This window comes from Acidovorax sp. FG48, assembly GCF_057809085.1.
This window is the reverse complement of record NZ_JBMDJH010000002.1, coordinates 363,493-377,355: the sequence shown is the minus strand read 5'-3', so window position 1 is coordinate 377,355 and position 13,863 is coordinate 363,493. Positions and strand designations below refer to the sequence as shown.

At 67.9% G+C, this 13,863-nt stretch carries 11 protein-coding genes; 4 read left to right on the top strand and 7 right to left on the bottom strand.

Annotated features, from left to right (window positions below):
• Positions 1-109: 109 nt before the first annotated feature.
• A complete protein-coding gene (locus tag ACODSU_RS04760) occupies positions 110-613 on the bottom strand; it encodes a flavodoxin family protein (protein ID WP_488840554.1) in 504 nt (167 codons plus the stop codon).
• Positions 614-735: 122 nt separating this feature from the next.
• On the opposite strand from ACODSU_RS04760, the gene ACODSU_RS04755 reads away from it, so the two are divergent.
• Positions 736-3,540 carry a PAS domain S-box protein gene (locus ACODSU_RS04755; RefSeq protein ID WP_488840494.1) on the top strand — a complete coding sequence of 935 codons (2,805 nt, stop codon included), beginning with the start codon at positions 736-738 and terminating at the stop codon, positions 3,538-3,540.
• Positions 3,541-3,571: 31 nt separating this feature from the next.
• On the opposite strand, the gene ACODSU_RS04750 is transcribed toward ACODSU_RS04755, so the two are convergent.
• Positions 3,572-4,087, bottom strand: a complete 516-nt coding sequence (locus tag ACODSU_RS04750) for an EVE domain-containing protein (RefSeq protein WP_488840493.1) — start codon at positions 4,085-4,087, stop codon at positions 3,572-3,574.
• Between the two features lie 314 nt (positions 4,088-4,401).
• Here ACODSU_RS04750 and ACODSU_RS04745 point away from each other — a divergent pair, with 314 nt between their 5' ends.
• Positions 4,402-5,514, top strand: a complete 1,113-nt coding sequence (locus ACODSU_RS04745) for a DUF3592 domain-containing protein (RefSeq protein ID WP_488840491.1) — start codon at positions 4,402-4,404, stop codon at positions 5,512-5,514.
• Between the two features lie 25 nt (positions 5,515-5,539).
• Here the strand turns inward: ACODSU_RS04745 and alkB are convergent, their stop codons facing one another.
• From alkB to ACODSU_RS04720, 5 genes are all read right to left on the bottom strand, one after another.
• Complete coding sequence (alkB, locus tag ACODSU_RS04740; protein ID WP_488840489.1) at positions 5,540-6,193, bottom strand: DNA oxidative demethylase AlkB; 654 nt, start codon at positions 6,191-6,193, stop codon at positions 5,540-5,542.
• Positions 6,194-6,257: 64 nt separating this feature from the next.
• Positions 6,258-7,022 carry a 2OG-Fe(II) oxygenase gene (locus ACODSU_RS04735; protein ID WP_488840487.1) on the bottom strand — a complete coding sequence of 255 codons (765 nt, stop codon included), beginning with the start codon at positions 7,020-7,022 and terminating at the stop codon, positions 6,258-6,260.
• Complete coding sequence (gene ada, locus ACODSU_RS04730; RefSeq protein WP_488840552.1) at positions 7,019-8,152, bottom strand: bifunctional DNA-binding transcriptional regulator/O6-methylguanine-DNA methyltransferase Ada; 1,134 nt, start codon at positions 8,150-8,152, stop codon at positions 7,019-7,021. Before ada ends, ACODSU_RS04735 begins: the two co-directional genes overlap by 4 nt.
• Before the next feature lie 227 nt (positions 8,153-8,379).
• Complete coding sequence (locus ACODSU_RS04725; RefSeq protein WP_488840485.1) at positions 8,380-11,190, bottom strand: DEAD/DEAH box helicase; 2,811 nt, start codon at positions 11,188-11,190, stop codon at positions 8,380-8,382.
• 39 nt (positions 11,191-11,229) lie between these two features.
• Positions 11,230-12,102, bottom strand: a complete 873-nt coding sequence (locus ACODSU_RS04720; RefSeq protein WP_295938949.1) for a helix-turn-helix transcriptional regulator — start codon at positions 12,100-12,102, stop codon at positions 11,230-11,232.
• A 166-nt stretch (positions 12,103-12,268) separates the two neighbouring features.
• Between ACODSU_RS04720 and ACODSU_RS04715 the strand changes: the two genes are divergently transcribed.
• A complete protein-coding gene (locus ACODSU_RS04715) occupies positions 12,269-12,745 on the top strand; it encodes a DUF3237 domain-containing protein (protein WP_056062938.1) in 477 nt (158 codons plus the stop codon).
• A 70-nt stretch (positions 12,746-12,815) separates the two neighbouring features.
• Positions 12,816-13,853: a Bug family tripartite tricarboxylate transporter substrate binding protein gene (locus tag ACODSU_RS04710; protein WP_488840482.1), complete on the top strand. Its 1,038-nt coding sequence runs from the start codon at positions 12,816-12,818 to the stop codon at positions 13,851-13,853.
• Positions 13,854-13,863: the final 10 nt, after the last annotated feature.

Below are 13,863 nucleotides of genomic sequence, written 5' to 3'. Positions count from 1 at the left end.
GCGGCTGAAAAAACTCAGCGAACCGGTTCTGGCTAGGCGCTGTGTCGCAGGCAGTACGAGCAGTACGACAAGATACAGCAACGACGCCAGAAGAGTCTTGTTAGCCGCTCTAAAACACCCCCATCCCCAGCCCCGCCGCCATGGCCTCACCCAGCGCGCGGCAGCGCTCCAGGTCGGCCGGGCCAATCTGCTTGGGGGCCAGGATGGCCTCGGGCGTTTGCGCTTGGGTGCATACGATCAGTGGGTCTGCCACCACCCGCAGGCGCCAGCCAGTGGCGATGCGTGCGATCTGGCGGGTGGCGTTGGTGCCGTCGCTGCCAGCGCAGACCAGGCTGGCATAGGGGCGGCCATTGATCTGGTCGAGTGCGCCGTAGTAGGTGCGGTCAAAAAAGTCCTTGAGCAGCCCGCTGACAGCCGCCAGGTTTTCAGGCGTGGCAAACAGGTAGCCATCGGCCGCCAGCACATCGGCTATCTGGGCCTCGGGCGCACGCAAGAGCCGCACTTCCACCCCGCTGTCACCCGCCTGGGCGCCGGCAACGGCGGCCTCCACCATCTGGCGGGTGCCGCCGGTGTGGGAGTGGTAGACGATGAGCAGGGTTTTGGTGGCGTGCATGGCGCCAGCATAGAGGACATGCATGCGGGTTTCTCCCCGCGCTGCTTTGCGCCACACAGCGTATGCGGCGCAGGGTTCGCTGACAGAATGGAGGCGTTCTGAATCCTGCATTTCCCGACTCCATGCGTCTGACTTCCTCCGTGTCCCGCTGGCTGCACACCACGCGAGCGCGCCTAACCCTGCTGTTTGGCGGCACTGCAGTGGCTACCGGCCTGGCGGTGGGCTTGCTGGCCGACGAGCTGCTGACGCGCCAGCTCACGGACCTGAGCGGGCAGTCGCTCATGAACTCCAGCCAGCCCATTGCGCTGGCACTGGCCCAGGGCATGCAAGAGCGCGAGCGCGAAATTTCTCTGCTGAGCCACTTGCCGATGTTGACCCAGGGCTCGGGCTACGACCCGCAACTGCAGGCCCACCTGGAGCAGATCCGGCAGTCGTACCCGTTTTATTCATGGATCGGCGTGACCGACACCCAGGGCGTGGTGCAGGTAGCCACAGGCAATCTGCTGCAGGGCCAGGATGTGTCCCAGCGGCCCTGGTTTGGCGCGGGCGGCCAGGGCCCCTACGTGGGCGATGCGCACGACGCGGTGCTGCTGGACAAGCTGCTGCGCGCGCCGGGCAGCCAGGTGCAATTGCGCTTCATGGACTATGCCTCGCCGGTGCGTGGTCAGGACTCGGCCTTCAAGGGCGTCATTGCGGCCCATGTGAACTGGGCCTGGGTGCAGGACATCATCCAGCGCGCCAGCCCGGCCTCGCCCTTGGCGAACGGGCTGGAGGTGATGCTGGTCAACAAGGATGGCGTGATCAACACCGAAGGTGCGGTGGATCAGCCCCGTGCGTCCTTGCCCATCCTGCCAGAGCCCGGCGCTTTCCGCGTGATGTCGTGGGGCGGTGCGTCCCCGCAGCCGTACCTGACGGCGGTGGTGTCGGTGCGCGCGCAGACCGCCACCGACCTGGGCTGGCTGCTGGTCACGCGGCAGCCGCTGGAGATGGCCCTGCAGCCCATCAGCCGCCTGCACACCCTGCTGGCGCTGTTGCTGGGGCTGATGGCGGCGCTCCTGGCCGGGCTGGCGTACTGGGTGGCACGGCGATTCAGCCAGCCGCTGGAGCGCCTGGCCCAGGCCGCCCAAGAGGTGCAAGCCACTGGGCAACTGGCTGCACTCCACGTCGATGTGAAGACGCTGGAGTTTCAGCACCTGCGTTCGGCCCTGGAGAACATGGCGCAAGGCCTGCTGGAGGGGCGTGCCGCGCTGCAAAGCGCCAATGCCGAGCTGGAGCAGCGCGTGGCCGAGCGCACGCAGGCCCTGCACCAGAGCGAGCAGCGGTACCTCTCCATCCTGGAGGACCAGACCGAGATGATTTGCCGGTTTGACGCCGGCAACCGCATGACCTTTGTGAACGAGGCGTTCTGCCGGCTGTTCCACCTGCGCCGCGACGAGGTCGTGGGCCAGGTGTGGGCGCCTATCGTGCACCCGGACGACCTGCCTATGGTCACGCGGGCGCTGCAGGGTGTCAGCCCCGCCCAGCCCGTGGTGGTGGTGGAAAACCGCGTGGTGGCGGGCGATGGCGCTATCCGCTGGTGCCAATTCAGCAACCGGGCCCTGTATGACGACGACGGCCAGTTGGTGGAGTGGCAGTCGGTAGGGCGTGACGTGACCGAGCGCCGCCAGCTCGAAGCCGAGCTGGCACAGGCCTCCGAGCGGTTCCAGGACCTGTATGACCACGCCCCCTGCGGGTACTACGCGCTCGACCGCCAAGGCAAGTACGTGCACCTGAACCTGCTGACCCTGCAATGGCTGGGCCTGCCGCGCGAGGAGGTGATTGGCAAGCTGGGGCCGGCCGACTTTTTTGACGACGAAGGCAAGGCACTGTTCAACGCGTGTTTCCCGGTGTTCTTGCAGAACGGCAAGATCGGGCCGCTGGAGTTCAACCTGTGCGGCCGGGGCGGTGAGCAGCGCCGGGTGAGCGTGTCGTCCACCGCCATCCTCAATGCGCAGGGCGACTACGTGATGAGCCGCTCCATCATGTACGACGTGAGCGAGCTGCACGCCGCGCGCCAGCAACTGCACACGTTGAACCTGGAGCAGCAGGCAATGCTGGACAACGACCTGATCGGCATTGCCAAGGTCAAGGACCGCGTCATCGTCTGGCGCAACCCTGCGCTGGAACGCATCTTTGGTTATGCGCCCGGCACGCTGCAGGGGCGCACAACCGAAGAGATGTACGTGGACCAGGAAGACTTTCTGGCCTTTGGCCGCGACGCCTATGCGGTGCTGGCCTCCGGCCAGCACTATCGGCAGCAGCGCTGCATGCGCAAGGTGACGGGCGAGATCGTGTGGATCGACGTCAACGGGGTGTTGCTGGAGGGGCAGGGCGAGTCGCTGTGGCTCATGCAGGACATCACGGCCATGAAGCAGTACCAGGAGCAGGTGGAGCACATCGCGTTCCATGATGCGCTCACCCACCTGCCCAATCGGCTGCTGCTGGCCGACCGCATGACCCAGGCCTTTGCGCTGAGCGACCGCACCCAGACCCAGGCAGCAGTGTGTTATTTCGACCTCAACGGCTTCAAGCCCATCAATGACCGCTACGGGCACGACATGGGCGACGAGGTCCTCAAGATCACTGGCCGCCGCCTGCTGGAGCAGGTGCGGGGCAACGACACGGCCGCCCGCATCGGGGGGGATGAATTTGTGCTGGTGCTCACCGCCGTGAAGGACCCGGCCGAGGTGGACCAGGCGCTGAGCCGGGTGATGGCGGCCATTGAACAACCCATTGACCTGGGCGGGGGCCGCGTGGTCCGTGTGTCAGCAGCCGTGGGGACGGCGCTTTACCCCCGCGACGGCACCACGAGCTTCGAGCTGCTGCGTGCGGCGGACCAGGCCATGTACGCCGACAAGGGGCATGTGTCGGCCGAGCGCAGCTTGTGACCCTTCCTGGGCCCCACTGCACCAATACCTTTCAGTCGCCCTGCATCAGCACCCCAGTGATGTAGTCCCACTCAGACGCCTCCACCGGCGTGATCGAAAGGCGGCTGCCCTTTTGCAGCACCCGCATGTCCGCCAGTGCCGGGTGGGCGCGCAGCTCGGCCAGGCTGATCGGCCGCGTCTTGCGAACGGCCTGCACGTCCAGCAACAGCCAGCGAGGGTTGTCTGCCGGGGACTTGGGATCGTGGTAAGGCGATGCGGGGTCGAACTGGGTGGGGTCGGCGCGGGTGCCGCTGGCCACGCGGGCCAGACCGGCAATGCCGGGCTCGGGGCAGCTGGAGTGATAGAACAGCACGCCGTCACCCACCTGCATCGCATCGCGCATGAAGTTGCGGGCCTGGTAGTTGCGCACGCCGGTCCAGGGCACAGTCGCGCCGGGCGCGGCCAGAGCGTCGTCGATGGAGCACTCGTCCGGCTCGGACTTCATGAGCCAGAACTGGGCGGGCCGAGCGCTGGGGGCGATGCTGGAGGGGGAAGGGGCAGTGACCATGCACGCATTCTGTCAAAGATGGAGCGGGTGATGGCCGGTGGCGGCGGGTCTGGAGGCTCTGCTGATGGATGGTTTTTGCTATACAAGTGATAGCTATTTGGGTATGTTCGACTAGCGCTTGTGGCCCAAAACACCACAAAAGACCCGTAAGCCCATCGCATGGGGCCCGCCACCCGCACAGGCGGATTGCGCTGTGCCAGAGCGCGCCGCAGAATCTGGCATGGCAAGGTTCGTGGCCTCCATCGGCCGGCAGGCAGCCAATCCCCCGGCATTCTCAGCCCGCCAGTGGGCAGCGTCTTTTTCCCCGTTCATTCATGGCCAGACACTCATCCACACCCGCCGCGCAACGCACGCCCAGCTCGGTTGCAGGCAACACCCAGCGCGCCGGCGGCTGGCTGCTGGGCTTGTTTGCCCTGCCATTTGCGGCTGTGGGGGTGGGCATGCTGCTGCTCAGCGTGCTGCCCACGTTGTACGACTGGGCACGCATGCAGTGGTGGCAACCCGTGCCCGCCGCGCTGGTGGCGGCGCGCCTGGAGACCAGCCGCAGCAGCAAATCCAGCTCCTACACCGTCAAGGCCAGCTACCGTTACCAGGTGGCGGGGCGTGAGTACCAGGGGGACCGCGTCGCGATCAGTGGCGGGGGCGACAACGTGGGCGATTTTCAGGAAGCGCTGGGTGCGCGGCTGGAGCAGGCGCTGCGCGATGGCGCGCGCGTCCAGGTGTGGGTCAGTCCGTCGGACCCGTCGGAGTCCGTCATTGACCGCAGCTTGCGGCCCGGCCTCCTGGCCCTGAAGATGGTGTTTGTGGTGGTGTTTGGCGGCGTGGGCGTGGGTCTGCTGGTGCATGTGCTGCGCCCCACCCTCGCCGCGCAGGGCAGTGCGGGCAGCAGCAGCCAGCCCCTGACGGCGGGCATGCCCGGGCGGGTGGAGCGCATACCCGGCGGGGTGGCCATGTACTTTCCGGCGGGCCGGTGGTGGGGACTCAAGCTGGCGCTGGCAGTGATGGGGGCCGTGTTTCTGACCGTCGGGGCACTGGTGCCCTGGGAGCAGGAGTCCTCGGGCGAGGTCGGGCCGTGGCTGTTTCGCCTGCTGTTCGGCGGTGTGGGTGGAATGGTGCTGCTGGGCAGCTTCTACGCCCTGGCCAACAGCCTGCGTGTGCAGCTGGACCACAACGGCCTGCGCACCGAGCGGCGTCTGCTGGGCCTGATGCTGCGCTGGCACCAGGTGCCCCCGCACGACATTGCCCGACTGCGGGTGGTGGAGAGCTACACGGTGGAGAGCAACAGCAAACGCGACGTTTACTACCGCATCACAGCCGAGCTGCGGGGCGGGCGGCAGCTCACCATCGCCCAGGACCTGAAAGGGCGCGCCCAGGCCGACAAACTGTTGGCATCGATTGGCGGCTGGACAGGCTACGCCACGCGTTGAGTCGAGCAGAGTCGCCGAGACGACCTCAACCGGCCTTTCTGAAGGTGAGGTTGATGCGGTGCGCACACGTCAACGGGTGGTGCGCCTCGGGCAGGGGCAGCACGCCATGAAAGCGCAAGCGCGCCGGTCCGCCCCACACCACCACATCGCCGTGCAGCAGCGCGATGCGGCGGGTCTTGTCCGCCCGCTGCGCGCCGCCCCACAGAAACATCGCCGGAACGCCCAGCGACACGGACACGATGGGATGGGCGTAGTTGCCTTCGTCACGGTCCTGGTGCAGTGACAGGCGCGCGCCGGGGGCATAGCGGTTGATGAGGCAGGCGTCGGGCGCAAAACCGGCGAAGCCAGCCGTTTCAGCTGCTTCGCGCGCGAGTTGGCGAAACAGCAGCGGCATGGTCGGCCAGCTCTGGCCGGTCTGCGGGTCGATGGGGTCATAGCGGTAGCCGCTGCGGTCACTTACCCAGCCCAACGCGCCGCAGTTGGTCATGGCTACCGACATGGTCAGGCCTCCGGGGGTCACCAGATGTCTGAAGGGCGCCTGGGCGGTGATCTGCTGCACCGCAGCCAGTAAGTCCGTCGCCTGGGCCAGCGCAAAGCCGCGCAGCACCACGGCGCCGGGCTCCAGCACCTCGGGTGGCCCGGCAGGCTGGGGTGGGTCGTCGAACAGGCTGGCGGTCATGGCATGGGTCGTTGTGGGCGAGTGTGCTGCCTGCAAGGGCACTGCGGGCACTGTGGGCGCAGCGTCACTCAGCATCATGAAAGATGATGCCCAGCGTGTGCCGCTGCCCGCTGCGCAGGCGGCTCACGCCATGGCGCATCTGCACGCGGTACGGCCCGCGCGTGCCCTGCACGGGGCGGTGGTGCACGGCAAACACCACGGCGTCGCCGCGCGATAGCGGCACCACCTCGGCCCGCGACTGCATACGCGGGCGCTGTTCGGTCAGCACGAACTCGCCGCCGGAGAAGTCGCGCCCCGGCTCCGACAGCAGGATGGCCACCTGCAGCGGAAATACATGCGCGCCATACAGATCCTGGTGCAGGCAGTTGTAGTCGCCCGCAGCGTACTGCAGCAACAGCGGGGTGGGGCGCACTTGGCCTGCCGCGTGGCAACGGGCGATGAAGTCGGCATGCTGCGCGGGGTAGCGCACGTCGATGCCCATCGCGGCGTTCCATTGGTTGGCGATGGGGGCCAGATGCGGGTACAGCGCCTCGCGCAGACCTGCCGCAAGATCGGGCAAAGGGTAGCTGAAGTACCGGTATTCACCCTGGCCAAAGCCATGGCGCTGCATCACCACGCGGCTGCGAAACGTGCCCTCTGGCGCGTGCCCGTACATCCGGGCCAGCGCTGCGCATTCGGTGGCGTCCAGCAGTTGGTGCAGCACGGCATTGCCATGCTGGTGCAGGGCGTCGGTGGTGCTTTGCCAATCGATAGCGGCCGCGCGTTGGTGCCACAGGCCGTCCGCTGGCGTGCCGGATGTTGAAAGAGTCGAAAGAGTCGCCAAGCTCATGCCACCTTCTCCGCCGGCAGCGGGGCCGCCTCTACGTCGGACTCGCGCGCCAGCAGGGCACGTTTGCGCTCCACGCCCCAGCGGTAGCCGGACAGCGCGCCATCGCTCTTCACCACCCGGTGGCAGGGAATGGCCACGGCCAGCCCATTGGCCGCGCAGGCCTGGGCCACGGCCCGCACGGCCTTGGGGCTGCCAATGCGCTGAGCCACCTCGGCATAGCTGGCCGTCTGCCCGGCCGGGATGGCCTGCAGCACCCGCCACACCCGCTGCTGGAAGGCGGTACCGCGCACATCCAGCGGCAGGTTCAGCCCCAGGCCGGGCGCCTCGACAAACGCCACCACCTGCGCCACCAGGGCTTCAAACGCGGCGTCGCCGCCGATCAGGCGGGCCTGCGCAAACCGGTCCTGCAGCTCGCGCAGCAGCGCATCGGGGTCGTCGCCCAGCAAGATCGCGCAGATGCCCCGGTCGCTCTGCGCCACCAGAATCGCGCCCAGCGAGCATTGGCCGATGGCAAAGCGGATGTCTTGCGACGCACCCCGCGCACGGTACTGGCTGGGCCGCATGCCCAGCACCTGGGCCGACTGTTCGTAAAACCGGCTGCTGGACTGGTAGCCCGCGCCATAGATCGCGTCCGTCACCGAGTCCGTGGTCGGGCTGTCGAGCGCACTGCGCAGCCGTTGCGCACGCTGGGCCACTGCATAGGCCTTGGGGGTGAGGCCCGTGGCCTGCTTGAAGATGCGGTGCAGGTGCGAGGCGCTCAGGCCGACGCGCGCTGCCAGTGCATCGAGCGTGGGGGCGTCTCCGGGTGCGGCGCTTTCGATGATGCGGCAGGCCTCGGTCACAAGGGCCGCGTGGTGCGACAGCGCGGTGGCCTGGCGCGGCTTGCAGCGCTGGCAGGGGCGAAACCCGGCGTGCTCTGCTTCATCGCAACTGGCATGGAACAGCACGTTCTCCGGCCGGGGTGTGCGCGACGCGCAGCTGGGGCGGCAGTACACGCCCGTGGTCTGCACCGAGTACCAGAACGTTCCATCGGCCCCAGTGCTGCGCGCCACCACCGCCGCCCAGCGCGGGTCGGCCTGGGTGGCGGCGGCCTGCGCGGCTTTGGTGTTGGGGCGGTGGCGGGTGGGCATGGGGGCGCTGTGGGGCAGAAGGGTGGACACGTTCATCATGGTGCACGGCTCACGAGGTGGGTTGCAATGCCATGCACTCTAGGGACGGAGGCTGTGAGGCGCACTCCGAAGCTTGCTTTTGAATTCTGCGCTTTTGCGCAAGGCTCACCGCACGGATGAGAGTGCTCATCTATTGATAGCTGTCAGCGCATGAATTACCAGCGCTACAAGGCAAAAACGCCCAAAAATCAGGTTTCCGGTGGCTGCAGCGGCCGGGGCCGCCGTTTGCCTGTGCCGCCCCAGCGCAGCGCGTCTTCGCCGGGGATGCCCAGCGGGTTGTTGGCGGGTTCGCTCAGGGGTGCGAGCAGGGCGTGCAGGTCGGCCTCGCTGAACTTGACTGCGCCTTCGGCATCGTGCCCCAGCACGCCCTGGGCCAGCGCGGCCTTGCGGGCCTGCAGTTCCAGCATGCGCTCCTCAATGCTGCCTTCCACCACCAGCTTGTAGACGAACACCGGCTGGTCCTGCCCGATGCGGTGGGCGCGGGCGGTGGCCTGTTCTTCGACGGCGGGGTTCCACCACGGGTCGAGGTGGATCACGGTGTCGGCGGCGGTGAGGTTCAGGCCCAGGCCACCGGCCTTGAGGCTTACCAGCAGGATGGCGGCGCTTGCGTCGCCCTGCGCCTGGAACTGTCGCACCACCGCGCCGCGCTGGCGGGGCGGCGTCTGGCCTGTGAGGGTGAGGTAGGGCAGGGCCAGGGTGTCGAGCAGCTCGCCCGCCAGCGCCAGCATTTCGGTGAACTGCGAGAACACCAGCACGCGGCGGCCTTCATCGACCAGGGCGGGCAGCAGGTCGGCCAGCAGTTCGAGCTTGGCGCGCTCCATGGTGTGGGCGGTTTTCGTGGTTCCTTTGACGAGGCGTGGATCGCAGCAGACCTGGCGCAGTTTCAGCAGGGCATCGAGGATGGCGATTTGTGAACCTTCAAAGCCCTGGCGCTCCAGCGCACGGCGCACCTGTTTGTCGGCCGTGGTGCGCACGGCCTCGTACAGCTCGCGCTGCTTGCCTTGCAACTGCACGCGCAGGATGGTTTCGGTGCGTGGTGGCAGTTCGGTGGCAACGTCCTGCTTGCGGCGGCGCAGGATGAAGGGGCGCACGCGCTGCGACAGCAGCTGGGCGCGCAGGGTTTCGCCGTTTTCTTCGATGGGCTTGCGCCAGCGGGCGTTGAAGCTGCGCACATCACCCAAAAAGCCGGGCATCAAAAAGTCAAACTGCGCCCACAGCTCGCCCAGGTGGTTCTCCAGCGGCGTGCCCGTCAGGCACAGCAGGTGCGGTGCCTGCAGCTTGCGCAGGGCGCGGGCGCTGCGGCTGCCGGCGTTCTTCACCATCTGGGCTTCGTCCAGGATCAGCAGGTGAAAGGGCTGCGCGGCCAGCGCATCCACATCACGCCACAGCAGCGGGTAGGTGGTCAGCACCAGGTCATGGTCTGCGATGTGCAGGTAGCGTTTGCCACGGTCCGCGCCATGCAGGGCCAGCACGCGCAGGCTGGGCGCCATGCGCGCGGCCTCGGCCTGCCAGTTGAAGAGTAGCGAGGTGGGCAGCACCACCAGCGCCGGGCGCTTCAGGCGCCCGGCCTCCTTTTCGGTCAGCACGTGGGCCAGCGCCTGTGCGGTTTTGCCCAGGCCCATGTCGTCGGCCAGGATGCCGCCCAGGCCCTGGGCGCGCAGGTATTGCAGCCAGGCCAGCCCTTCGAGCTGGTACGGGCGCAGTTGCACCTGCAGGCCCTGCGGGGCGGCCACCGGTTGGGGCGTGCCGATGGAGCGCAGGCGCTTGGCGAGTTGTGCCAGGCCCGCATCGCCCTGCAACTGCCAGTCGTTGTTCCAGCCGTTCACTGTGCCCACGCGGTGCGCCTGCACCAACCCGGCCCGCAGGGCCTCGATGCGGCGGGCCTCCCAGGCGCCCAGGCGCAGCGGGTCGCCATCCTTGAGTTGTCTGCGGGTGGGGTCGGTCAGCAGGTCCACCATGGCGCCCACGATGGCCTTGAGCGGCCCGGCGGGCGCCTCGATGCGCTTGCCGCCGGGCGCACGCAGCGAAATGATGGCGATGTCATCGATGGCCGCCATCTGCCGCGCGTTGAGCCAGCGGGCGTCGCGCCGCAGCAGGTCGGCCAGCATGGGGGCCAGGTCCAGCGTTTGCCCATCGATCTCGATGCCCAGGCTGAGCAGCCAGGCGCCCTCGCGCTCGGGCAGCATGAGCTTTTGCACGGGGCGCTCTCGCGGGGCCATCGGGCCGTCCACTTCCTTGCCCAGCAACTCGCCGGTGTCGGGGGCAATTAGCAGCTTCCATCGCAACACGGGCACGCTTTCGTGCGCAAAGCCGGGGTGCACCACCACGCTCCAGCCTTCGGCGCGCAGCTGGGGTACCACGTCGGCCCAGAAGTCGCCAAAGTGCGCCTCTTGCGCCAGGGTCCACACAGGGCCCAGGGTGGCAGCGGCTGCGCGGTGGCGCCACTGTAAGTTTTTGGCGTCCACGGGAGTCAGTCCCAAGTCCCACACACGGTCCATGGCATCGGCCTCGGCGGCCAGGTTGCGCTGCATGCGCACCACCGGGCCGCCGGTGTCGAACAGGTCTTGCACCAGAGCCGGGCGGGCGTTGAGGATGGAGGTGGGAGCCGGCGTCTGCCAGGTGGCGCCGCTGTCGGTGCGGTAAGTCCAGTCGATCTGCACCAGCGTCACGCTGTCACCGCGCGGGCCCAGCTTGCCCTGGGGCGCCATGCCCAGCAGGCCGTCGCCCCGGCCCAGGGTCATGAGTGTGATGCGTGGGCGGAAGTGGCCGGGGACGACGCCATCGGTTGTGTTGGGTACCGGGCTGCGGCCCGGCGGGTGGCTGCCATCGCCCCGCAGCTGGGCCATGACCTGCGCGGCCTCGGCATCGGTCAGCGGGGGCAGCTGCTGCAGGGCGGCGCTGTCAGCCCGGTTGCGCAAGGCCTGGGCCCATTGCGCGACCACGTGGGCACGGCCTGCGGGGGGCGTGGGTGGAACGGGTGACGGCGGCAGGCTGGGCATGGGCTGGCATTGTGCCCATGCGCAGTGCGGCGCTGGACGCTAAGCGTTGCGTTGGGTGCCCAGCGCCAGCGCAAACAGCTCGTTGCGAAAGTGGATGCCCAGGCGGCTGAAAGCGCGGTTGCGGTAGGTTTTGACGGTGGGCAGGCTCAGGCCCAGGTCGCAAGCAATGCCCTCTTGCGTCATGCCTTGCAGCAGGCGGGCGCACACGTCCAGCTCGCGCTCGGTCAGCCCTGGGTGGGCGCGCAGCAGGCGTTCGCGCAGCGCAGGCAGGCTGTGGGACAGTGCGGGCACCGTGGCCTGCGCCGGGGGCTGCAGTGCGGGTTGCAGCACGCCGGGGCGCTGGGCCAAGGCGATGTGCTTGCGGGTCAGCGCCAGCAGCACCGGGGCCATGCCCTCAAAGTCGCTGATCTGCCGGTCCTGGAAGGGCTTTTGGTGCTGGTGGCGGTAGAAGTTGACGGCAAAGACCGAGCCATCGCTCTCGTGTTCGACCACCGACACCCGCTCGGCCACGCCATGGGCCTCGTAAACGCGGGCGCGGTGCTCCGCATCTACCTCGGGCGCCGTCAGGTGGCACAACTGGGTGGGTGCTTCGGCCGGGGCAGCTTCGTCCAGCGAGCGGCCCCAGGTGCGGTCGGTGCGGTAGGGGCCCGAGAGGTAGGCCCACCAGCAGTCCTGTGTGGTGTCGGGGATGCCGTAACTGGCCGACATGAACAAGGTGGGTTTGCAATGGCGCCCGGTGCGGTACACCGACCACGACGCTGCGGGCAGCACGGGGGCCAGCTCTTGCAGCATGCCGCAGGCAAACCCGTCGTCGCCCAGCTGGTGAACCATGGCGCCCAGGGCCGAGCCCGTGAGGTTGGGCGTGGGGGCAATGCCGCTGCCCGAGGTGCTTGCAGGGAGCCAGTGCCTCATGAATCGCGCGGGGTGTGCCGGGTGGGCGTTGTCATGGCTGTCATCTTCAGGGATGACAGGGGTCAAGCACCACGGGATTTACGCTAGGTGCAACCCCGCAAGCAGGCTGGGTGCAAGCCGTCCAGCATGCGCCATCCCCTTGCCAGACACCCGAAAGATGGAGCCCATGACCGAACCCGTGCCCTTTGTGGAACCCCGTTTGCGATTTTTTGCCGACCTGCGCGTGGAGGTGGGCGTGCCCCAGGAGGTGGGCCGCACCGTACACGGCCTGCGCCGGCTCATCCCCATCCTGGGCGGGAAGGCCCAGGGCGATGGCTGGCAGGCCCGGGTGATGCCTGGCGGGGCGGATTTTCAGCTCATCGTGAGCGACACCCTGGCCGAGCTGGACGCGCGCTACACGCTGGAGGCGGATGGCGGCGACCTGATCTATGTGCAAAACCGCGCTGTGCGGTCCGGCCCGCCGGAGCTGATGGCCCGCCTGGTGCGTGGCGAGGTGGTCGACCCAGCGCAGATCTACTTTCGCTGCAGCCCCCAGTTCGAGACAGCGTCTCCCGCGCTGCGCTGGATCGGGGAGCGCATGTTCACCGGCACCGGGGCGCGGTTCCCGGACGCCGTGGCCATGCGGTTTTGGGAGCTGATGTAGCCGCACCGCAGTCCTGCTATTCCTTTTTTTGATGACCGACAGCACACAACAACACCCTGGAGACCTTGTCATGACCTCTTTTTCCACGCTCACCCGCACCCTGTCTCGTGGACTCTCCCGCCGCCATGCCCTGCGCAGCGTATGCCTGGCAGCCACGGTGGTGGCGGGCCTGGCCCCTGCCACCGGCGCCCTGGCGCAGACGGCAAGTTACCCCAACAAGCCGGTGCGCATCATCGTGGGCTTTCCGGCGGGCACGGGGCCGGACATCGTGGCGCGGCTGCTGGCGCAGAAGCTGTCGGAAGGCTGGGGCAACCTGGGCGTGATCGTGGACAACAAGCCCGGCGCCGGTGGCCTGATCGCTGCGACCGAGGCCGCCCGCGCCACCCCCGATGGCTACACACTGATGCTGGGCGAAACCGGCCAGCTCAGCATTGCGCCCAGCAGCTACAACAAGCTGCCGTACGACCCGCAAAAGGACTTTGCCCCCGTGAGCCAGGTGGTCACCGCTGACTTTGCGTTGCTGGTCAACCCGCAAAAGGTGCCGTCGCGCAATGTGAAGGACTTTGTGGCCTGGACCCAGCAACAAAAGGGCCTGTTCCTGGCCACCTTTGGCGCGGGCACGCCGGGTCACTTCGGCGCCTTCATGTTTGGCGAGGCAGTCAAGCTCAAGCCCGAACCGGTGCACTACAAGAACACCACCGATGCGCTGGGCGGTCTGTTCAGCGGTGACGTGCAGGGCGTGTTTGCCAGCGTGGGCCTGGCCGCCCCTAACGTGAAGGCCGGCAAGCTGGTGGCGCTGGGCACCACAGGCGGTACCCGGTCCAACGCACTGCCCGATGTGCCGACCATCAAGGAGCAGGGGTACCCCAGCCTGGAGTTCAACTCGTGGTTCGGCATCGTGGCCCCTTCCAAGACGCCCCCCGAGATCGTCGCCAAGCTGAGCGCCGACATCATCAAGGCCGTGCAGTCGCCCGAGGGCAAGGCCAAGATGGAAGAGGCCGGTTTCCGCGTGACGGGGACCAGTCGCGAGGAGTTCGCCCGCATCATCGCGGCCGACACGGTCACTTGGGGCAAGGCCGTGGCCGCCACGGGCTTCAAGGCCGACTGAGTCGGTACGG

Coding starts and splice junctions, on each gene's coding strand:
- ACODSU_RS04710 (WP_488840482.1), top strand. CDS start 12,816: ATGACCTCTTTTTCCACGCTCACCCGCACCCTGTCTCGTGGACTCTCC.
- ACODSU_RS04725 (WP_488840485.1), bottom strand. CDS start 11,190: ATGCCCAGCCTGCCGCCGTCACCCGTTCCACCCACGCCCCCCGCAGGC.
- ACODSU_RS04720 (WP_295938949.1), bottom strand. CDS start 12,102: ATGAGGCACTGGCTCCCTGCAAGCACCTCGGGCAGCGGCATTGCCCCC.
- ACODSU_RS04745 (WP_488840491.1), top strand. CDS start 4,402: ATGGCCAGACACTCATCCACACCCGCCGCGCAACGCACGCCCAGCTCG.
- ada (WP_488840552.1), bottom strand. CDS start 8,152: ATGCCCACCCGCCACCGCCCCAACACCAAAGCCGCGCAGGCCGCCGCC.
- ACODSU_RS04715 (WP_056062938.1), top strand. CDS start 12,269: ATGACCGAACCCGTGCCCTTTGTGGAACCCCGTTTGCGATTTTTTGCC.
- ACODSU_RS04735 (WP_488840487.1), bottom strand. CDS start 7,022: ATGAGCTTGGCGACTCTTTCGACTCTTTCAACATCCGGCACGCCAGCG.
- alkB (WP_488840489.1), bottom strand. CDS start 6,193: ATGACCGCCAGCCTGTTCGACGACCCACCCCAGCCTGCCGGGCCACCC.
- ACODSU_RS04750 (WP_488840493.1), bottom strand. CDS start 4,087: ATGGTCACTGCCCCTTCCCCCTCCAGCATCGCCCCCAGCGCTCGGCCC.
- ACODSU_RS04760 (WP_488840554.1), bottom strand. CDS start 613: ATGCACGCCACCAAAACCCTGCTCATCGTCTACCACTCCCACACCGGC.
- ACODSU_RS04755 (WP_488840494.1), top strand. CDS start 736: ATGCGTCTGACTTCCTCCGTGTCCCGCTGGCTGCACACCACGCGAGCG.